Below are 19,618 nucleotides of genomic sequence, written 5' to 3'. Positions count from 1 at the left end.
ACCATGCCCGACCAGAACCAGTCCCTTCCCGCGACCGAACGTCCCCGTGTGCCCCGCCAGGCCGGCGCCGACAACGGCTCGGCCCGTACCGGGGTGTCCCGGCGCAGGCTGCTCGGCACGGCCGGTGCCACCGGCCTGGTGCTCGGCGCGGCGGGCGCCGCCGCCGGCTACGCCGCGGCCGCCCCCGACGACGTCACCCCGCTCACCTCGCTCGGCGCGCGGCGGGCGACGTTTCACGGGAAACATCAGCCCGGCATCACCGAACCCCTGCAGGCCCGCGGCCACCTCATCGCCTTCGACCTGGCCCCCGGGGCGGGCCGCACCGAGGCGGCCGCCCTGCTGCGGCGCTGGTCGACGACGGCCGAGCGGCTGATGGCGGGCGAACCCGCCGCCCACGGCGACACCGACGTCGCCCGGGACGCCGGCCCGTCCTCGCTGACGATCACCTTCGGGTTCGGCCACAGCTTCTTCGACCGCACCGGCCTGCAGAAGCAGCGTCCGGCCGCCCTGGACCCGCTGCCCGCCTTCTCCTCCGACCGCCTCGACACCGCCCGCAGCAACGGTGATCTGTGGGTGCAGATCGGCGCCGACGACGCCCTGGTGGCCTTCCACGCCCTGCGCGCGATCCAGAAGGACGCGGGCAGCGCCGCCCGGGTGCGCTGGCAGATGAACGGCTTCAACCGGTCCCCGGGGGCCACCGCGCACCCCATGACCGCGCGCAATCTCATGGGTCAGGTCGACGGCACGGGCAATCCCCGGCCCACCGACCCCGATTTCGACCGGCGGATCTTCGTGCCCGCCGACGGCACACCGTCCTGGATGGCGAACGGCTCCTACGCGGTCGTGCGCCGCATCCGGATGCTGCTGGACGACTGGGAGAAGCTCTCCCTGGCCCAGCAGGAGAACGTCATCGGCCGCCGGAAGTCCGACGGGGCCCCGCTCACCGGGGGCACCGAGACGACCGAGATGGACCTGGAGAAGACGGACCGCGACGGCGAGTACGTGATCCCGGTCAATGCGCACGCCCGGATCACGCGGCCCGATCAGAACGGCGGAGCCGCCATGCTCCGGCGGTCCTTCTCCTACCACGACGGCTACGACCCCGACGGCACCCCGGACGCGGGCCTGCTGTTCATCTGCTGGCAGGCGGACCCGCTGCGCGGCTTCGTGCCCGTGCAGCGCAAGCTGGACCGCGGGGACGCCCTGTCGCCGTACATCCGGCACGAGGCCAGCGGACTGTTCGCGGTGCCGGGCGGGGCGGCGAAGGGCGAGTACGTGGGGCAGCGGCTGCTGGAGGCGTGAGGCGCGCTGCGGCATGCGCCTTCACCCGACGGAGGGGCGGCCGTGAGACGGATGCGCCAGGTCGCGCCGAGGCCATTAGGGTGAGGTCATGCCAGCGAGCTATGCGTATCTCGGCCCCGAGGGAACCTTCACCGAAGTCGCGCTGCGCACGCTTCCGGAAGCCGCCACGCGCGAGTTGGTGCCCTATGTGTCCGTGCAGTCCGCGCTGGACTCCGTGCGCACCGGGGAGACCGAGGCCGCGTTCGTGCCCATCGAGAATTCCGTCGAGGGCGGTATCACCACCACACTCGACGAACTCGTCGCCGGACAGCCGCTGATGATCTACCGCGAGGTGCTGCTGTCGATCACCTTCGCGCTGCTGGTCCGACCCGGCACGAGCCTGTCGGACATCAAGACGGTCACCGCCCACCCGGCCGCGCAGTCGCAGGTGCGCAACTGGCTCAAGGCGCATCTGCCGGACGCGGTCTGGGAGTCCGCCGCCTCGAACGCGGACGGGGCCCGCCTGGTCCAGGAGGGCCGTTACGACGCCGCGTTCGCCGGCGAGTTCGCGGCCGAGCGGTACGGGCTGGTGGCCCTGGAGACGGGGATCCACGACTATCCCGAGACCGCGCAGACCCGGTTCGTCCTGGTCGGCCGGCCCGCCCGGCCCGCGGCCGCGACCGGCGCGGACAAGACCTCCGTGGTGCTGTGGCAGCGGGACGACCACCCGGGCGCGCTGCGCGATCTGCTGGGGGAGTTCGCCAGCCGCGGCATCAACCTCATGCTGCTGCAGTCCCGCCCGACGGGTGCCGGAATCGGCAACTACTGCTTCTGCATCGACGCCGAGGGCCACATCTCCGACCGCCGGATGGCCGAGGCTCTGATGGGGTTGAAGCGGATCTGCCTGCAGGTGCGATTTCTGGGCTCCTATCCGCGTGCGGACATCGAGGTCGCGGACGCGCGAAAACCGTATCCCGGAACCTCGGACGCGGAGTTCATGGAGGCGGCGGACTGGGTGGCGCGCTGCCAGGACGGCCGTTTCTAGGGTTTCGGAACGACGGACCCCGAAGCGCGGCCGGGCCCCGTCCCCCCGGATCCGATCGCGTGACACGCCGCCGGGTCGAGGAGGCGGCGCGGTGCCGTCCGCGGCCGGGGTGCTACTGGCCGCCGGCCCGTCCCCGTCGCCGAGCGACGCGCAGGGGCGCAGCGCGCCGTACGTCTCGGGGCCCGGCGTGGCCCGTACGGCCGAGGGCCCGGCGTGACGATGCGGGCGGAGGCGCGCCGCCTGTCGGAACGGAATCCTCAGCCCGGATGCGCCCGGACGGGTTATCCACAGAAGTTATCCACAGGTCCCCTTCTCGACCTGAGGACAAGTCGACATCGAAGGGTGGCAACGGTCGATTCCGCCGACATATCCCGTTCATGCCCCAGGGTGGGAACCAGTCACCGAGAGGTCACCCTTCGTCCATTCGTTTCCTTTGGTTCATCTTTTGGGGCGACCTCTTTCCTTCGAAAGAGGATGTCGGACGGGTTTGAAACGGGACGCTTTCGCTCCGGCTTCTCGGGCCACGACTTCCGGAGCGATCAATTCCAGTGTCCACAGATCTTTCGCACAGCCTGTGGATAACTGTGAGCGCAGCCCCGCTCGACTGTGGACAACCCCGTCTCAAGTACCGCTGCACACAAGCCGATCCGGCGGCTCGATCCACCGCGGGACGCCGTACGGCGCGCGAGCCGCGATACGCACCGCAATTCATCCATAACGGTATGTCGTGCACAGTTCCGGTAACCAGGTCGTGAGCGAGAACGCCGCACCGGTAGCCTGGACGCGTGATTGACCTTCGCCTGCTCCGTGAGGATCCCGACCGTGTGCGCGCCTCGCAGCGTGCCCGTGGAGAGGACGTCGCGCTCGTCGACGCCCTCCTGTCTGCCGACGAGCGGCGCAGGTCGTCCGGCGTCCGCTTCGACGAGCTGCGCGCCGAGCAGAAGCAGCTCGGCAAGCGCATCCCCAAGGCCTCGCCCGAGGAGAAGGCCGAGCTGCTCAAGCGGGCCGAGCAGCTCAAGGCCGACGTCAAGGCGGCCGAGGCCGACCGTGATGCCGCCGATGCCACCACGCAGGAGCTGCTGCTCAAGCTCGGCAACCTCGTCCACCCCGACGTGCCCGTCGGCGGTGAGGAGGACTTCGTCACGCTGGAGACCCACGGCACCATCCGCGACTTCGCCGCCGAGGGCTTCGAGCCCAAGGACCACGTGGAGCTGGGCCGGATCCTCGGCGCCATCGACGTCGAGCGGGGCGCGAAGGTCTCCGGCTCGCGCTTCTACTTCCTCACCGGCATCGGCGCCCTGCTGGAGCTGGCGCTGGTGAACGCGGCACTGGCGCAGGCCACGGCGGCCGGCTTCACCCCCATGCTCACCCCGGCGCTGGTCCGCCCGCAGTCGATGGCCGGCACCGGCTTCCTCGGCCAGGCCGCCCAGGACGTCTACCACCTCGACAAGGACGACCTGTACCTGGTCGGCACCTCCGAGGTGCCGCTCGCGGCGTACCACATGGACGAGATCATCGACGCCGACCGGCTGCCGCTGCGCTACGCCGGCTTCTCGCCGTGCTTCCGCCGTGAGGCCGGCTCCCACGGCAAGGACACCCGCGGCATCTTCCGTGTCCACCAGTTCGACAAGGTCGAGATGTTCTCCTTCGTCACCCCCGAGGAGTCGCAGGAGGAGCACCGTCGGCTGCTGGAGTGGGAGAAGCAGTGGCTGACCTCGCTGGAGCTGCCGTTCCGCGTCATCGACGTGGCCTCGGGTGACCTCGGCGCCTCGGCCGCGCGGAAGTACGACTGCGAGGCGTGGATCCCGACCCAGGGCCGGTACCGCGAGCTGACCAGCACCTCGGACTGCACCGAGTTCCAGTCGCGCCGGCTGCAGATCCGCGTCCGCGAAGGCAAGCAGGTCCGTCCGCTGGCCACGCTCAACGGCACCCTGTGCGCCGTTCCGCGCACCATCGTCGCGATCCTGGAGAACCACCAGCAGGCCGACGGTTCCGTGCGGGTGCCCGAGGTCCTGCGTCCCTACCTCGGCGGCCGGGAGGTCCTGGAGCCCGTCGCTTCGTGACCACCACCGCCGAAACGGCCGCCGGAGAACGCTCCGGCGGCTTCCCGTACCAGCTGATCGCCACCGACCTCGACGGAACGCTGCTGCGCTCCGACGACTCGGTCTCCGCACGCACCCGTGACGCGCTCGCCGCGGTGAGCGCGGCGGGTGCCGCGCACATCGTGGTCACCGGCCGGGCGGTGCCCTGGACCCGGCACGTCCTGGACGACCTGGGCTACCGGGGGCTCGCGGTGTGCGGCCAGGGCGCCCAGGTCTACGACGCCGCGGCGCACCGGCTGCTGACCTCCGTCACCCTGGACCGGCGCCTGGCCGGCCTGGCCCTGGCCAAGATCGAGGCGGAGACCGGTCCGCTGTATCTGGCCGCGAGCCGGGACGGCCTCGACGGCGACGTGCTCGTCGGCCCCGGGTACGCCCTGGTCGGCGCCCTCCCGGCCACCCCGTTCACCGACGCCTCCGATCTGTGGGCCGCGCCGCTGAACAAGATCTACATCCAGCATCCGACGCTGTCGGACGACGAACTCGCCCGAGTGGCCGAGCAGGTGGCGGGCGGCTTCGTGTCCGTCACCATGGCCGGCCAGGGCGTCGTCGAACTGCTGCCGCTCGGCCTGTCCAAGGCCACCGGCCTGTCCCTGGCGGCCCGTCGGCTCGGGGTGAAGGCGGCCGGCACCCTGGCCTTCGGCGACATGCCCAACGACATACCGATGTTCTCCTGGGCCGGGCACGGCGTGGCCATGGCCAACGCCCACGAGGAGCTGAAGGCGGTCGCGGACGAGGTGACGTCCTCCAACGACGAGGACGGCATCGCGGTCGTGTTGGAACGGCTGCTCGGCTGACGGCACGGCGGCCGGCGGACCGCCGGCCGCACGGACCCGCGACGACGACCGGCGCCCCGAGCGGATCGCGACGTTCAGCTCGGGGCGCCGTGTGCGCGGAGGATGCACGGATCGAACGTGCGCGGGGGCGAACCCCGACCACGGCTCAGCAAGCCGGTGCCTTACCACTCGGCCGATCCTCCGGGTGGGCGGCCCACGCGACCGTCGGTCGCGTGCTCGAAGCGGCCGCCCCGGGCAGCTCCCCAGGGCGGCGGGCTCGACGGAGCGGTCGTGACTCCGGAACCCGCCGCGGGCTGCCCTGTCGGGAGCGCGGCGTACTGCCGTGCGCGGGCATCGCCCTCGCTCCTCTCCCGGACCGTGGCGCCGGTGACGGCCGGCGCTGCGGACATCACCACTGTGCCGGTCACACCGGGCCGATGCCACCCGTTTTTCGCGTACCGACCGCCATCACCGCATCCGTGCCCGCACCGGACGCCCTCGGCGCACCTGCGCACAGTGCCCGTCCGCAGGCCGTGCCGGCGGCACGTCTCACTCCTCGCCGGCGAGTGTGAGGGCCCGCAGCTTCCGTCCGGCGTACCAGGTGGCGAGGACCGTCACCACCACCAGCAGCACCGTCGCCGTCGGCAGCCCGACGTCGGAGGTGACCAGGTCGCCGCCGACCACCCGGTGGGCCACGGCCAGGGACCACTGCTGGACGCTCAGCGTCCGCGCCCCGGGCACCAGGGAACCGAACAGCGCCTCCCAGACCAGCGCGTAGACCAGTCCGAAGACCACCGCGTGCCGGGAGACCGTGCCCAGCAGCAGGAACAGCGCGGCGTAGGCGATGGAGGCGACCAGCGCCGCCACCGTGTAGGCCACGGCGATCTGCTGCCCGTTGCCGTTGAGGATCAGCCCGGCCACCAGCGTGGGCACCGCGGAGAACACCATGGTGACGGCGATCGCCACGATCAGCTTGGTGAAGACGATCACCGGCCGCTTCAGCGGTTTGGACAGCAGGTACACCACCGAGCCGTCGTCGATCTCGGGCCCGATGGCGCCGGTGCCGGCGATCACCCCGATGATCGGCACCATGGTGGCGAGCGCGAACCCGCCCAGGACGTTCACCGCCGTCTGGTCGTCGGCGCCGGACAGGGCACGGACGGCCACCGCGATGACGATCAGCAGCAGCGGCAGCGCGCCGAGGATCAGGGCACGGCGACGGCCGAGCAGCGCCCGGTAGGTGAGCCGCGCGACTGTGGGGTCGTACATGATCGGCCTCCTACGCCGCGACCAGATAGGAGAAGACGGACTCGAGGGACTCGTCGGACGGCGAGACCGTGTGCAGCCGGATGCCGAGGTCCCGGGCCACCTTCGGCAGCAGCGCCGTGAAGCGGCCGAAGTCGACGGCCTGGATGCGCAGCCCGCCCTCGGCATGGTCGACCTCGATGCCGGACGTCGACGGGTCGGCGATCAGAGCGGCCGCCAGCGCCCGGTCGTCGCTGGAGCGGACCAGGTAGCGGTGCGGACGGTCGGTCATCAGGCGGCGGATCCTGCGGAAGTCGCCGCTGGCCGCGTGCCGTCCGGCGACGACGACCTCGATGTGCCAGGCGAGCTGTTCGACCTCCTCCAGGATGTGGGAGGAGAACAGCACCGTGCGGCCCTCGTCGCCCATGCGGCGCAGCAGATCCATCAACTGCATGCGCTGGCGCGGGTCCATGCCGTTGAACGGCTCGTCCAGCAGAAGCAGCGACGGATCGTGCACCAGGGCGCTCGCCATCTTCACGCGCTGGCGCATGCCTTTGGAGTAGGTGGAGATCTTGCGGTCCTGGGCGTGTTCCATCTCCACCGTGGCCAGCGCCCGCTGGGCCTCCTTGGCGCCCAGGCCGTGCAGTTCGGCGTTGGCAAGGACGAATTCACGGCCGGTGAGGAAGTCGTACATCGCCTCGCGTTCGGGCACGACGCCGATGTGACGGTAGATCTGCTCGTTGCGCCACACCGGCTGCCCGTCGAGGGTGACGGTGCCCGTGGAGGGGGCGAGGAAGCCGCCCATCATGTTGATCAGCGTGGACTTACCGGCGCCGTTGGGCCCGAGCAGGCCGGTGACGCCGGGTCCGATGGTCATGGTGATGTCGTTGACGGCGACCACGTTGCCGAACCAGCGGGAGACGTGGTCGAGGGTGAGAGTGCTCATGGGCGCGGCCCATTCCTTCGACGGGTGGTGGCGGGCGACACGGCGGGCGGGGTCACAGTCCGACCCTGCGGTAGCGGCGCAGCAGCAGTCCGTAGGCCGCGGCGACCAGACCGACGACGACCAGGACGTGGACGATGCCCGCCGCCGTACCGGGAGCGACCCCTCCGGGCGCCGCGGAGGTCGCGCCGAGGAAGGCGCTCTGCACCCCGTCGATCAGGGTGACCGGGGAGAACAGGCCGATCCAGGGGATGGCGCCCGTGGTGCCCTGGGCGTCCGCGATGGCCTGGAGGGTGGAGACCGCGCCGTAGGAGATGACGAGCACGGCGATCACGGCGGCGATGCCGAAGCCACGGCGCGGGGTGACGGCGGCGATGACCAGTCCGATGCCGGCGAAGAGCAGTGAGAGCAGAGCCACGGAGACGAGTCCTTCGGCGAATCCCTTGGTCTGGTCGGCGAAGTCCAGCTTGGCCAGCAGCGCGCCGATGTAGAGCACGAGCAGCGGTGCGGCGGTCAGGATGAACAGGGCCGAGGAGAGGGCCGCGTACTTGGCCCGGACGTAGTCGGCGGTCTCGATGGGCCGGGAGAAGTACAGCGGCACCGTCCTGAACCGCAGGTCGCGCGAGACGGCCTGCGGTGCCTGCGAGGCGATGTACAGGCTGATGACGGCCTGCATGATGATCGCGTAGCGCGTGTAGTCGACGGGCAGATCCTTCGCCTTGGTGGCGACCGTGACGGCGACCATGATGGCCGCGGGCAGGCACATCACCACGAACAGCAGCATCGGCAGCACCTTGGACTTCGCCGAGCGCCCGAGGCCGTAGGCACCGCGCAGGGACTGCGAGTACAGCGAGCGGCGGGCGTAGGCGCGGCCCAGCCGGGGGCCGTCGTAGGATCGGTAGCCGATGTTGTGGATGCGGGTCTGCTCACCCGCCGGGGGCTGCTCAACCGCCATGGCCGACCGCCTCCTTCTGCTGTCCGCCGTGCTCGCCGTCGTGATCGTCGCCGTGATGACCGCCGTGGTCCCCGTGGTCCCGGTCGCCGGTGCGGAAGACCTCGGAGATGCGGTGGCGGCGCTGCTCCATGCGCACCAGGCCGAGCCCGAGGTCCGCGATCACGTCACGCACCAGGTCGTAGGTCTCCTCGCCCTCGGCGGTCAGGAGCAGGACATGGCCGGCGCCCGGCAGGCCGGTGCCGTCCTCGGTGGCCACCCCGCGCGCCCGGAGCGCCTCGCGCACCGCACGGGTGCCGTCGGGGTGTTCGTCGCTGTCGGTGACTTCGATCGCGAGGGTGGTCGTGGTCCGGGTGAAGTCGGTGGTGGAGCTGGACCGCAGCAGTCTGCCGCCGTCGATGACGACCACGTGGTCGCAGGTGCGCTCCAGTTCGCCGAGCAGATGCGAGGTGACCAGCACGGAGATGCCGAAGTCGCGGTGCACGCGGCGGATCAGGCCGAGCATCTCGTCCCGGCCGACCGGGTCGAGGCCGTTGGTCGGCTCGTCGAGGAAGACCAACTGCGGGTCGTGCACCAGGGCCTGGGCGAGCTTGACGCGCTGTTTCATGCCGGTGGAGTAGCCGCCGATGGGGCGGTAGCGCTCCTCGTACAGGCCGACGTGGCGCAGGGTGTCCGCGGTGCGCTCGCGTGCCGCGGCGGGCGGCAGCCCGGACATGCGCGCCATGTGGACGACGAACTCCGTCGCCGAGACGTCCGGTGGCAGGCAGTCGTGCTCCGGCATGTAGCCGACGCGCTCGCGGATCGCGGCACCCTCGGTGGCGACGTCGTGTCCGAGCACCTCGGCGCGGCCCTCCGTGGCGGGGGACAGGCCCAGCAGGATCTTGATGAGGGTGGACTTGCCGGCGCCGTTGGCACCCACGAGCCCGGTCACACCGGGTCCGATGTCCACGGACAGCCGGTCGAGCGCGGTCACCCGGGGGTACCGCTTGCTCAGGCTTTCGGTCGCGATGACAGTCACATGTCGACAGTAGGGACGCGGACCACGCCGGTCGTCAGCCCGCAAGGCTGTTTCCGTGTCCGTCTCGAGTATTACGGGGACCCTAGGGGACGCGTGGGCACGGGCGATTCTGCCGCTGCGCTCCTGCTCCGCTCCTGCTTCGCCCTGCTGTGCTCCTGCCGCGCTCCTGCCGCGCGGAGTTCTGCGGCGAGGTGCGGCGCCGGACGACGGCGCGGGGTGTGACCCGTGTCCGCCGAGGGTGCCGTGTCCTGGCCGGCGCGGCGGTGCGCGGCACGTGGAGCCCCGGCGGCGTGAACGTCCGCACCTCCGAACTCCGTGTGGACAACGGCCAGTTGTCCACAGAGAGGCCGTCGAACCGCTGTGGATAACGCGTTCCGCTGTGGATCAAACCTGCGCGCCGGGGAAATCCGCGTGATGTTCGTCTCGGACCTCCGGCGGCAGGCGGCGTGCGTCCGGCCGGGTGTGAGGCCTGACGTGCGGCCGGACGTGCGGCCGGTGCGGTGCGCCGGGCGCCCGTGATGGGCGTTTCACGTGAAACGTGAAGCCACCGTAGGCTCACGCCCATGACTCTCCGCCTGAGCACCGTGATCCTCCCCTACCGTCGCTGGCACGAGGGCAGCCGTTCCGCCTGGATGCGCGCCGAGGAGCTGGGTTTCCACACGGCCTACACCTACGACCATCTCTCCTGGCGCAGTTTCCGGGACGGCCCGTGGTTCGGTGCGGTGCCCACCCTGACGGCCGCCGCCGCGGTGACCGAGCGGATCCGGCTGGGCACGCTGGTGACCTCGCCCAACTTCCGGCACCCGGTCACCCTCGCCAAGGAGCTGATCTCCCTCGACGACATCTCGGGCGGTCGCATCACCCTCGGCATCGGTGCGGGCGGCACCGGCTTCGACGCCACCGTGCTGGGACAGACCCCGTGGACGCCGCGAGAGCGCGCCGATCACTTCGCCGAGTTCGTCTCCCTGCTCGACCGGCTGCTGACCGAGGACGGCCCGGAGGGGGTCACCTACGAGGGCACCTTCTACTCGGCGCACGAGGCACGGAACATCCCCGGCTGTGTGCAGCGGCCGCGGCTTCCGTTCGCGGTGGCCGCGACCGGTCCGCGCGGTCTGCGGCTCGCCGCACGCCATGGACAGGCCTGGGTGACCACGGGTGACCCGAAGCTGTACGAGACCGGTACACCGGAGCAGTCCGTCCAGGCCCTGCGCGGGCAGATCGAGAAGCTCACCGAGGCCTGCGCCGCGACCGGCCGGGACGCGCGCGAGCTCGACAAGATCCTGCTCACCGGCTTCACCCCGGACCGCGGGCGCCCCCTGGAGTCGCTGGACGCGTTCGTCGACTTCGCGGGCCGCCACCAGGAGCTGGGCTTCACCGAGATTGTGGTGCACTGGCCGATCCCGGACTCGGACTTCGCCGCGGACCAGAAGATCTTCGAGCAGATCGCCCTGGAGGCCCCGGCACAGCTGGCGTGACGTGCGGGGGCTCCGCCTACAGGAGCCTCACGCGGCCCGCGGCGCCGACATGACCGAGGCAACGGCTCAGATGTGCGCATCCACGCACGGCCGTGCCGGCCCATGCGGGACAATGTCGCGGTGACCTCTGCGACACGCCGACCCGAGTCCCCGGCCGCCACCCCGCGCTCGGCCTCGTCCGAGGAGGGCGGCATACCCTCCGTACCCCGGCTGATCGCCACCGATCTCGACGGAACCCTGCTGCGCGACGACAAGACCGTCTCGCCCCGCACGGTGGCCGCGCTCGCCGCCGCCGAGGAGGCGGGCATCGAGGTGTTCTTCGTCACCGGCCGGCCCGCCCGATGGATGGACGTCGTCAGCGACCATGTGCACGGCCACGGGCTCGCCATCTGCGGCAACGGCGCCGCCGTGGTCGACCTCCATGACGGGGCCGGGGCGCACCGGTTCGTGAAGGTACGGGAGCTGGCCCGCGAGAACGCGCTGGACACCGTCCGTCTGCTCCGCCGAGCGGCCCCCGGGACGGTCTACGCGTTCGAGCAGACCTTCGGGTTCCACCAGGAGCCGGACTACCCGGACCTGCACCGGGAGCTGCCGGACACGACCGTCCCCGCCGAGGAGCTGCTCCGGCAGGACGGCCCCACCGCCGAGCAGCCTCTGCTGAAGATGCTCGCGTACCACCCGACGCTGGACCCCGACGCCTTCCTCACCCTGGCCCGCCTCACCGTCGGGGACCGCGCGACCGTCACCCGGTCCAGCCCCAGCGCCCTGCTGGAGATCAGCGGGCCGGGCGTGTCCAAGGCCAGCACGCTCGCCCTGTGCTGCGCGGAGCGCGGCATCTCCCACGACGAGGTCGTCGCCTTCGGCGACATGCCGAACGACGTGGAGATGCTCACCTGGGCCGGCCGGTCGTACGCCATGGGCAACGCCCACCCGGACGCCGTCGCCGCGGCCACCGGCCGCACCCTCGCCAACAACGACGACGGGGTCGCCGTCGTCATCGAACAGTTCCTGAGCCGGCTGCGGTAGCCGGCGGGCCGGGGCTTCCCCCCTCACGGGCGGGTGGCCGCCAGCGGCTCGGCCTCGGCCTCCCGCTCGATCATCCGCCGCAGCGGGCCCGGCACGGCGGCCAGCTCCGCATAGCTTCCTCGCTGCACCACCCGGCCCTCCTGGAGCACGATCACCTCGTCCACCGCCTCCAGGCCGGCCAGGCGGTGCGTGATGAGCAGGGTCGTCCGGCCCTCGGTGGCGGCCAGCAGATCGGCGGTCAGGGCGTCGGCGGTCGGCAGGTCCAGATGCTCGGCGGGCTCGTCGAGCACCAGCACCGGGAAGTCCGCGAGCAGGGCCCGGGCCAGGGCCAGCCGCTGCCGCTGGCCGCCGGAGAGACGGGCGCCGTGCTCGCCGACCAGGGTGTCCAGTCCGTCGGGCAGGGAGTCGGCCCACTCGAGCAGCCGGGCCCGTGCCAGCGCGTGGCGCAGCTCGGCCTCGGTGGCGTCCTTCTTGGCCAGCAGCAGGTTCTCCCGCACCGAGCTGTCGAAGAGATGCGCGTCCTGGGCGCACAGCCCGACCAGGCGGCGGACGTCGTCGCCGTCCAGGGTGCGGGCGTCCACCCCGCCGAGCGTGTAGCCGCCCGCCCGTGGGTCGAGGAACCGCAGCAGCACCTGCGCGAGCGTCGTCTTGCCGGATCCGGACGGCCCCACCACGGCCACCCGGCGGCCCTGCTCCAGGGTCAGGTGCACGTCCGCGAGCGCATCCCGGTCCTGCCCGGCGTGCCGAGCGGTCAGGGACGTGAGCGCGAGCGGGAACGGCGACCTGGGCGCCGGCCCGGGCCGCTCGGGCTCCCGGACGGGCTCGGGCGCGTCCAGGACCTCGTGGATCCGCTCGGCGCTCCGGCGCACCCGCTGCCGGTACTGCACCGCCAGGGGCATGCCGAGGACCGCTTCGAAGGCGGCCAGCGGGGTGAGGACCACGACCGCCATCGCGACACCGTCCAGCCGTCCGTCGGCCACCGCCCGGGCGCCGACGAGGGCCGCCGCGGTGACGGTCAGCCCGGCGAGCAGGGCGGTGAGCCCGTCGCCCAGTGCGGTGGCGGTGGCCGTGCGCGAGGCGATCCGGGTCAGCGTCCCGTCGGCCCGGCGGGCCTCGGCGGCACGAGCCGGCAGCGCGCCGGCCACGGTCGCCTCCGCCGTCCCGGTGAGCAGGTCGGTGACCCGGGTGGCGAGCGCACCGCGGGCCGGTGCGAGCCGCCGCTCGGCGCGCCGCGCCACCGCACCGGTGAGCACGGGGACACCGGCCCCGGCCAGGAGCAGCCCGGCGGCGAGGACCACCCCGGCCTCGGGCAGCAGCCAGCCGGTGAAGGCGACGGAGAGCGCGGAGACGGTCAGGGCCGCTCCGGCCGGCAGCAGCCAACGCAGCCAGTAGTCCTGCAGCGCGTCCACATCGGCGACGAGCCGGGTGAGCAGGTCGCCGCGGCGCAGCGGGCGCAGCCCGGCGGGGGCCAGCCGTTCCAGCCGCCGGTAGACCGCGACCCGGGTGTCCGCCAGCATCCGCAGCACCGCATCGTGCGAGACGAGGCGTTCGGCGTACCGGAACACGGCGCGTCCGATGCCGAAGGCCCGCGTCGCCGTGACGGCCACCATGAGGTAGAGCACCGGCGGCTGCTGCGAGGCCCGGGAGATGAGCCATCCGGAGGTGGCCATGAGTCCGACGGCGCTCGCCAGGGCGAGGCTGCCGAGCAGCAGGGCGAGGGCGAGACGGCCCCGGCGGGGACCGGACATCGCGCGGACACGGGCCAGCGTGTCCTGCCCGGCCGAGGCCGACGCGGTACCGGCCTCGGCGCCGGTGCCGCGCAGGGGCGCGCTGCCGGTGGCGGGGCGCGGTGCCCGGCCGTCGCCCGGCGCGAGCGGGGTGCGGCGCGGCGGTTTCCCTGCGGCCGGGGCGTCGAGGCGGACCACCCGGTCCGCGATCTGCAGCAGGGCGGGCCGGTGGACGACGAGCAGGACCGTCCTGCCCACGGCCAGCCGCCGGACGGCCTGCACGATCTGCGCCTCGGTCTCCCCGTCCAGCGCGGCGGTCGGCTCGTCCAGCAGCACCACCGGCCGGTCGGCGAGAAAGGCGCGGGCCAGCGCCAGCCGCTGCCGCTGCCCCGCGGACAGTCCGGTGCCGTCCTCGCCGAGCACCGTGTCCAGCCCGTCCGGCAGCGCGTCCACGAAGTCCAGGGCGCCCGCATCGGCCAGGGCGGCGCGGACGGCGGCGTCGTCCGCGTCGGGCCGGGCGAGCCGTACGTTCTCCGCGACGGTCCCGGCGTACAGGTGCGGCCGCTGCGGGACCCAGGCGATGCGTGAGCGCCACTCCTCGAGGTCGACGCAGGTGAGATCGGCGCCGCCGATGCGCACCCGGCCCGCGGTGGGCCGGACGAATCCGAGCAGGACGTGCAGCAGGGTCGACTTGCCCGCCCCGCTCGGCCCGACGAGCGCGACCGTCTCTCCCGGTTCCACGGTGAACGAGACCCCCGAGACGGCGTCCTCCGACCGCCCGGGGTAGCGCACACCGACGTTCTCCACGGCGATGGACCCGCCGGGGACGTGGCCGGTGCCGGACGCGGGGAGCGGGGTCTCCAGCACGGCGAAGATCTCCTCGGCGGCCGCCAGTCCCTCGGCCGCCGCGTGGTACTGGGCGCCCACCTGCCGCAGCGGCAGATAGGCCTCGGGAGCGAGCACCAGCACCACCAGGCCGGTGTACAGGTCCAGGTCCCCGCCGACCAGGCGCATGCCGATGGTCACGGCCACCAGCGCCACCGACAGGGTGGCGAGCAGCTCCAGCGCGAAGGAGGACAGGAAGGCGATCCGCAGGGTGCGCAGGGTCGCCTGCCGGTAGGCGCCGGTGATGCGGCGGATCGACTCCGCCTGTGCCTTCGCCCGGCCGAACACCTTCAGGGTCGGCAGGCCCGCGACCACGTCCAGGAAGTGCCCGGAGAGCCGGGACAGCAGCCGCCACTGCCGGTCCATGCGGGACTGGGTGGCCCAGCCGATCAGCACCATGAAGACAGGGATCAGCGGCAGGGTTCCGGCGATCAGGGCCGCCGCGACCCAGTCCTCGGTGACGATCCGCGCCAGCACCGCCACGGGGACGACCACCGCGAGCCCCACCTGCGGCAGATAGCGCGAGAAGTAGTCGTCCAGGGCGTCGACTCCCCGCGTGGCCAGCGTGACCAGGGAACCGGTGTGCTGCCCGGCGAGCCATCCGGGGCCCAGCGCCGTCGCCCGGTCCAGCAGCCGTCCGCGCAGTTCGGACTTGACCGCGGCGCTCGCCCGGTGCGCGGCGAGTCCGGTGAGCCAGGACACCACCGCCCGGCCGCAGGCGACCAGCACCAGCAGCACCAGGGGGGTGCGCAACTCACCGGCCGTCATCCGGTGCTGGAAGGCACCGACGACCGTCTCGGCGACGAGCATGGCCTGGGCGATGACGAGGCCGGCTCCGAGGCCGCCCAGGACCACCACGGCGACCAGGAAGAACCGGGTGGCCCGGGCGTAGCGCAGCAGACGCGGATCGATCGGTTTCACGTGAAACTCGCCCTTCGGTCCAGCGGGGTGCGCCCCAGGGGTGCACCCCGGTCGGGCTCAGTGCGCGGCGTCGGCGATGTGCTGGGTGCCGATCCGCTTGCGGAACACCCAGTACGTCCAGCCCTGGTAGAGCAGGACGACCGGGGTGGCGATCCCCGCGCACCACGCCATGATCGTCAGGGTGTAGGGGCTGGACGCGGCGTTGCTCACCGTCAGGCTCCAGTCCGCGTTCAGCGTGGAGGGCATGACGTTCGGGAAGAGCGAGAGGAAGAGCATCGCCACGGCGGCCACGACGGTCACCCCGGACAGGGCGAAGGACCAGCCCTCGCGTCCCGCCCGGTTGGCCACCAGCGCCGCGACCAGGGCGGCCACCGCCACCACCAGCGCGACCAGGCTCCGGGCGTTGCCCGAGTGGGCCTGCGTCCACAGCAGGAAGGCCAGCGCCAGCACGGCCGTCACCAGGCCCACGCGCCCGGCGAGCCGGCGTGCCCGCTCGCGGATGTCACCGACGGTCTTCAGCGCCGTGAACACCGCGCCGTGGAAGGTGAACAGCGTCAGCGTCACCAGCCCGCCGAGCAGCGCGTAGGGGTTGATCAGATCACCGAGACCGCCGACGTACTCCAGGTTCCGGTCGATCTTGACGCCCCGCACGATGTTGCCGAAGGCCACGCCCCACAGGAACGCGGGGATCAGCGAGCACCAGAAGATGGCGTGCTCCCAGTTGCGCTGCCAGGTCTCCTCCGGCCGCTTGGCCCGGTACTCGAAGGCGACCCCCCGCACGATCAGGCAGATCAGGATGACCAGCAGCGGCAGGTAGAAGCCGGAGAAGAGGGTGGCGTACCACTCGGGGAAGGCGGCGAAGGTCGCACCGCCCGCGCTGAGCAGCCACACCTCGTTGCCGTCCCAGACCGGGCCGATGGTGTTGATCAGGACGCGCTTCTCGGCCCGGTCGCGGGCGAGCAGCTTGGTGAGGACGCCGACCCCGAAGTCGAAGCCTTCGAGGAAGAAGTAGCCGGTCCACAGGACGGCGATGAGGACGAACCAGACGTCGTGCAGTTCCATGACGGTGCCTCTCCCTCGGCCTAGTACGAGAAGGCCATCGGCTTGTCGGCGTCCCGGGCGTCGCCGCCGATCTTCGTGGGCGGGTTGAGGTCGGCCTCGGTCAGCTCCGGCGGGCCGGCCTTGACGTACTTGGCGAGCAGCTTCACCTCGATGACGGCGAGGACGGCGTAGAGCACCGTGAAGACGGTCATGGAGGTGATGACCTCGCCCTGGGAGACGCCGGGGGAGACCGCCTGCCGGGTCTGCAGCACGCCGTAGACGACCCACGGCTGGCGGCCCATCTCGGTGAAGATCCAGCCCCAGGAGTTGGCGATCAGCGGGAAGGCCAGGGTCCACACCGCGATGCGCCAGAACCACCTGGTCCACTGCGGGCCCAGAGCCTTGGTCCGGAACAGCACCAGGTGCGGCACCTCGTCCTCGCCGACCCGGAGATGCTGCGGCAGCAGGAACTTCTTCCGGGTCAGCCACAGGCCGGCCAGGCCGAGAGCGAAGGACGCCATGCCGAAGCCGATCATCCAGCGGAAGCCCCAGAAGGTGACGGGGATGTTGGGCCGGTAGTCACCGGGCCCGAACTTCTGCTGCTCGGCCTTGTTGACGTCGTTGATGCCGGGGACGTAGGAGCTGAAGCTGTCGTCGGCCAGGAAGGACAGCAGGCCGGGTATCTCGATGGCGACCGTGTTGTGCCCCTTCTCCACGTCGCCGTAGGCGAAGACCGAGAAGGGCGCCGGCTTCTGCCCGTCCCACAGGGCCTCGGCAGCGGCCATCTTCATCGGCTGCTGCTTGAACATGACCTTGCCCAGCACATCGCCGCTGACCGCGGTGAGCAGGCCGGCGATGACGACGGTGACCAGGCCGAGTCGCAGCGAGGTCTTCATCGTCCGCACATGCTTCTTGCGGGCCAGGTGATAGGCGGCGATGCCGACCATGAAGGCGCCACCGGTGAGGAAGGCGGCGGAGAGCGTGTGGAAGGCCTGGGCGAGGGCGGTGTTCTGGGTCAGCACGGCCCAGAAGTCGGTCAGCTCGGCGCGGCCCTTGGCCTTGTCGATGCGGTAGCCGACGGGGTGCTGCATCCAGGAGTTGGCCGCCAGGATGAAGTACGCCGACAGGATCGTGCCGAGCGAGACCATCCAGATGCAGGCGAGGTGGATCTTCTTCGGCAGCTTGTCCCAGCCGAAGATCCACAGGCCGATGAAGGTGGACTCGAAGAAGAACGCGATCAGGGCCTCGAAGGCGAGCGGCGCGCCGAAGACGTCCCCGACGAACCGCGAGTAGTCCGACCAGTTCATGCCGAACTGGAACTCCTGGACGATGCCGGTGACCACGCCCATGGCGATGTTGATCAGGAACAGCTTGCCCCAGAACTTGGTGGCTCTGAGGTACTTCTCCTTCTCGGTGCGCACCCAGGCGGTCTGCAGGCCGGCCGTCAGCGCGGCGAGGGAGATCGTCAGGGGAACGAACAGGAAGTGGTAGACGGTCGTGATGCCGAACTGCCAGCGCGCCAGTGTCTCCGGCGCCAAAGCCAGGTCCACGTCGTCACTCTCCTTACGTCGTCGTGGTCACGACGGCGGTTTGCCCCGATGTGTCCTGCACAACAAGGCAGCAACCGGACTAGCTTGTGAACGCGTTCACATTCACAAGCAATTATGACGTACCGCTTTTCGGACCATGAGGCGGGGGGGTGCCTTCGCTCCTCGCGTCAACCCCTGAGACCAAAACTCAACAGACCGTTGATCCGCTCGCGCCCGGGCCGAGACCCCGGATCACGGCGCTCCCGCGGGGCACCCGCCGCCGTCGCAGGAGCCCACGGCGGCATCGACGCGTGCGGGCCCGCCCCGTCCGTCCGCGCGGTGCCGCGACCACGTCCCGCGGCGCATGCGCCGAGTCCTGGGCACCCGCCGAGCCGCCGGGGGACGGCGAAGGGCCCGCCCGGGCACGACGAAGGGCGCGCCCGGGTACGACGAAGGGCCCGCCCGGCGCATCCGCACCGGACAGGCCCTGGACGACGCCTGGGCGAGGCAGGAGCCGCTCACATGCCGTTGCGGAACTCGCCCGCCGCCTTGAGGAAGATGTCGTTCGCCTCGGCCTCGCCCACGGTCACCCGCACTCCCTCACCGGGGAACGGCCGGACCACCACACCCGCCCGCTCGCACGCCTCCGCGAAGGCGACCGTGCGCTCCCCCAGCCGCAGCCACACGAAGTTGGCCTGCGTCTCGGGCACCGTCCACCCCTGGGCGCGCAGCCCGTCGACCACACGGTTGCGCTCGCACACCAGCGAGCCGACGCGGCCCAGCAGCTCGTCCTCGGCGCGCAGCGAGGCGATCGCCGCCTCCTGCGCCAGCCGGCTCACGCCGAAGGGCACGGCCGTCTTGCGCAGCGCGTCCGCCACCGGCTCGTGGGCGATGGCGAACCCCACCCGCAGGCCGGCCAGGCCGTACGCCTTGGAGAAGGTGCGCAGCACACAGACGTTGGGGCGCTCCCGGTACAGGGTCAGGCCGTCGGGGACCTCCTCGTCCCGGATGAACTCGCGGTAGGCCTCGTCGAGGACGACCAGCACATCGTCCGGGACCCGGTCCAGGAACCGTTCGAGCTCGGCCCGCCGCACCACCGTGCCGGTCGGGTTGTTGGGGTTGCAGACGAAGATCAGACGGGTGCGGTCGGTGACGGCGTCCGCCATCGCGTCCAGGTCGTGGACCTCCCCCGGCGTCAGCGGCACCTGCACCGAGGTCGCACCGCTGATCTGGGAGATGATCGGGTAGGCCTCGAAGGACCGCCAGGCGTAGACGATCTCGTCGCCGGGCCCGCTGGTGGACTGCACGAGCTGCTGGGCGACCCCGACCGAGCCGGTGCCGGTCGCCACATGGGAGACCGGGACGTCGAAGCGTTCGGCCAGCTCGTGGGTCAGGGCGGTACAGGCCAGGTCCGGGTAGCGGTTCAGCGAGCAGGCGGCGGCGGTCACCTTCTCCATGACCCCGGGCAGCGGGGGATAGGGGTTCTCGTTGGAGGACAGCTTGTAGGCCGCCGGTCCCCCGGCCGCGGCGGGCTTGCCCGGCTTGTAGGTGGGGATACCCTCCAGCTCGGCGCGCAGCTTCGGGCTCGTCTCGCTCACCGCAGTCCTCCTCGTGACCACACCGGCCTTGCCACTACTGCCCACCCTATGGGGATC

General features: G+C 71.8%; 14 protein-coding genes and 1 tRNA gene. 6 read left to right on the top strand and 9 right to left on the bottom strand.

Annotation, left to right across the window (positions count from 1 at the left end; genetic code table 11):
• Positions 1-3: 3 nt before the first annotated feature.
• The 4 genes from efeB (at position 4) to OG899_RS13815 (ending at position 5,222) form a co-directional block, all read left to right on the top strand.
• Positions 4-1,302 (top strand): iron uptake transporter deferrochelatase/peroxidase subunit, encoded by a 1,299-nt coding sequence (efeB, locus tag OG899_RS13830; protein ID WP_168131815.1) that lies wholly within the window; start codon positions 4-6, stop codon positions 1,300-1,302.
• Positions 1,303-1,390: 88 nt separating this feature from the next.
• A complete protein-coding gene (gene pheA, locus OG899_RS13825; protein WP_125496739.1) occupies positions 1,391-2,326 on the top strand; it encodes a prephenate dehydratase in 936 nt (311 codons plus the stop codon).
• Positions 2,327-3,111: 785 nt separating this feature from the next.
• The gene (gene serS, locus OG899_RS13820) at positions 3,112-4,389 is read left to right on the top strand and encodes a serine--tRNA ligase (protein ID WP_125496738.1); all 1,278 of its coding nucleotides are present in this window, start codon (positions 3,112-3,114) and stop codon (positions 4,387-4,389) included.
• Complete coding sequence (locus tag OG899_RS13815) at positions 4,386-5,222, top strand: HAD family hydrolase (protein ID WP_168131816.1); 837 nt, start codon at positions 4,386-4,388, stop codon at positions 5,220-5,222. Before serS ends, OG899_RS13815 begins: the two co-directional genes overlap by 4 nt.
• 96 nt (positions 5,223-5,318) lie before the next feature.
• On the opposite strand, the gene OG899_RS13810 is transcribed toward OG899_RS13815, so the two are convergent.
• The 5 genes from OG899_RS13810 to OG899_RS13790 form a co-directional block, all read right to left on the bottom strand.
• Positions 5,319-5,404, bottom strand: a tRNA-Ser gene (locus tag OG899_RS13810).
• A gap of 346 nt (positions 5,405-5,750) precedes the next feature.
• Positions 5,751-6,470, bottom strand: a complete 720-nt coding sequence (locus tag OG899_RS13805; RefSeq protein WP_189427947.1) for an ABC transporter permease subunit — start codon at positions 6,468-6,470, stop codon at positions 5,751-5,753.
• Positions 6,471-6,480: 10 nt separating this feature from the next.
• On the bottom strand, positions 6,481-7,392 hold the full coding sequence (locus OG899_RS13800) for an ABC transporter ATP-binding protein (protein ID WP_125496735.1): 912 nt from the start codon (positions 7,390-7,392) through the stop codon (positions 6,481-6,483).
• A 52-nt stretch (positions 7,393-7,444) separates the two neighbouring features.
• On the bottom strand, positions 7,445-8,344 hold the full coding sequence (locus OG899_RS13795; protein ID WP_125496734.1) for an ABC transporter permease: 900 nt from the start codon (positions 8,342-8,344) through the stop codon (positions 7,445-7,447).
• Positions 8,334-9,359 carry an ABC transporter ATP-binding protein gene (locus tag OG899_RS13790; RefSeq protein WP_125496733.1) on the bottom strand — a complete coding sequence of 342 codons (1,026 nt, stop codon included), beginning with the start codon at positions 9,357-9,359 and terminating at the stop codon, positions 8,334-8,336. The genes OG899_RS13795 and OG899_RS13790 overlap by 11 nt, the downstream gene beginning before the upstream one ends.
• Positions 9,360-9,922: 563 nt before the next feature.
• On the opposite strand from OG899_RS13790, the gene OG899_RS13785 reads away from it, so the two are divergent.
• Together OG899_RS13785 and OG899_RS13780 are read left to right on the top strand one after the other, a co-directional pair.
• Positions 9,923-10,834 (top strand): LLM class flavin-dependent oxidoreductase, encoded by a 912-nt coding sequence (locus tag OG899_RS13785; RefSeq protein WP_125496732.1) that lies wholly within the window; start codon positions 9,923-9,925, stop codon positions 10,832-10,834.
• Between the two features lie 102 nt (positions 10,835-10,936).
• The gene (locus OG899_RS13780) at positions 10,937-11,860 is read left to right on the top strand and encodes a Cof-type HAD-IIB family hydrolase (RefSeq protein WP_185867796.1); all 924 of its coding nucleotides are present in this window, start codon (positions 10,937-10,939) and stop codon (positions 11,858-11,860) included.
• Between the two features lie 23 nt (positions 11,861-11,883).
• Here the strand turns inward: OG899_RS13780 and cydD are convergent, their stop codons facing one another.
• From cydD to hisC, 4 genes are all read right to left on the bottom strand, one after another.
• Positions 11,884-15,393, bottom strand: coding sequence for a thiol reductant ABC exporter subunit CydD (gene cydD / locus OG899_RS13775; protein WP_406311045.1), 3,510 nt, complete (start codon positions 15,391-15,393; stop codon positions 11,884-11,886).
• Between the two features lie 57 nt (positions 15,394-15,450).
• The gene (cydB, locus tag OG899_RS13770; RefSeq protein WP_406311044.1) at positions 15,451-16,455 is read right to left on the bottom strand and encodes a cytochrome d ubiquinol oxidase subunit II; all 1,005 of its coding nucleotides are present in this window, start codon (positions 16,453-16,455) and stop codon (positions 15,451-15,453) included.
• Between the two features lie 20 nt (positions 16,456-16,475).
• The gene (locus OG899_RS13765; RefSeq protein ID WP_125496728.1) at positions 16,476-17,984 is read right to left on the bottom strand and encodes a cytochrome ubiquinol oxidase subunit I; all 1,509 of its coding nucleotides are present in this window, start codon (positions 17,982-17,984) and stop codon (positions 16,476-16,478) included.
• 497 nt (positions 17,985-18,481) lie between these two features.
• The gene (gene hisC / locus OG899_RS13760; protein ID WP_125496727.1) at positions 18,482-19,561 is read right to left on the bottom strand and encodes a histidinol-phosphate transaminase; all 1,080 of its coding nucleotides are present in this window, start codon (positions 19,559-19,561) and stop codon (positions 18,482-18,484) included.
• Positions 19,562-19,618 lie beyond the last annotated feature (57 nt).

The sequence above is a fragment of the Streptomyces thermoviolaceus genome (genome assembly GCF_045209695.1).
GTDB lineage: Bacteria > Actinomycetota > Actinomycetes > Streptomycetales > Streptomycetaceae > Streptomyces > Streptomyces thermoviolaceus.
Note: the sequence above shows the minus strand (reverse complement) of the source record. Positions and strands in the feature narration are given on the sequence as shown.

Coding starts and splice junctions, on each gene's coding strand:
- pheA (WP_125496739.1), top strand. CDS start 1,391: ATGCCAGCGAGCTATGCGTATCTCGGCCCCGAGGGAACCTTCACCGAA.
- OG899_RS13805 (WP_189427947.1), bottom strand. CDS start 6,470: ATGTACGACCCCACAGTCGCGCGGCTCACCTACCGGGCGCTGCTCGGC.
- efeB (WP_168131815.1), top strand. CDS start 4: ATGCCCGACCAGAACCAGTCCCTTCCCGCGACCGAACGTCCCCGTGTG.
- OG899_RS13780 (WP_185867796.1), top strand. CDS start 10,937: ATGCGGGACAATGTCGCGGTGACCTCTGCGACACGCCGACCCGAGTCC.
- OG899_RS13785 (WP_125496732.1), top strand. CDS start 9,923: ATGACTCTCCGCCTGAGCACCGTGATCCTCCCCTACCGTCGCTGGCAC.
- OG899_RS13800 (WP_125496735.1), bottom strand. CDS start 7,392: ATGAGCACTCTCACCCTCGACCACGTCTCCCGCTGGTTCGGCAACGTG.
- cydB (WP_406311044.1), bottom strand. CDS start 16,455: ATGGAACTGCACGACGTCTGGTTCGTCCTCATCGCCGTCCTGTGGACC.
- OG899_RS13795 (WP_125496734.1), bottom strand. CDS start 8,344: ATGGCGGTTGAGCAGCCCCCGGCGGGTGAGCAGACCCGCATCCACAAC.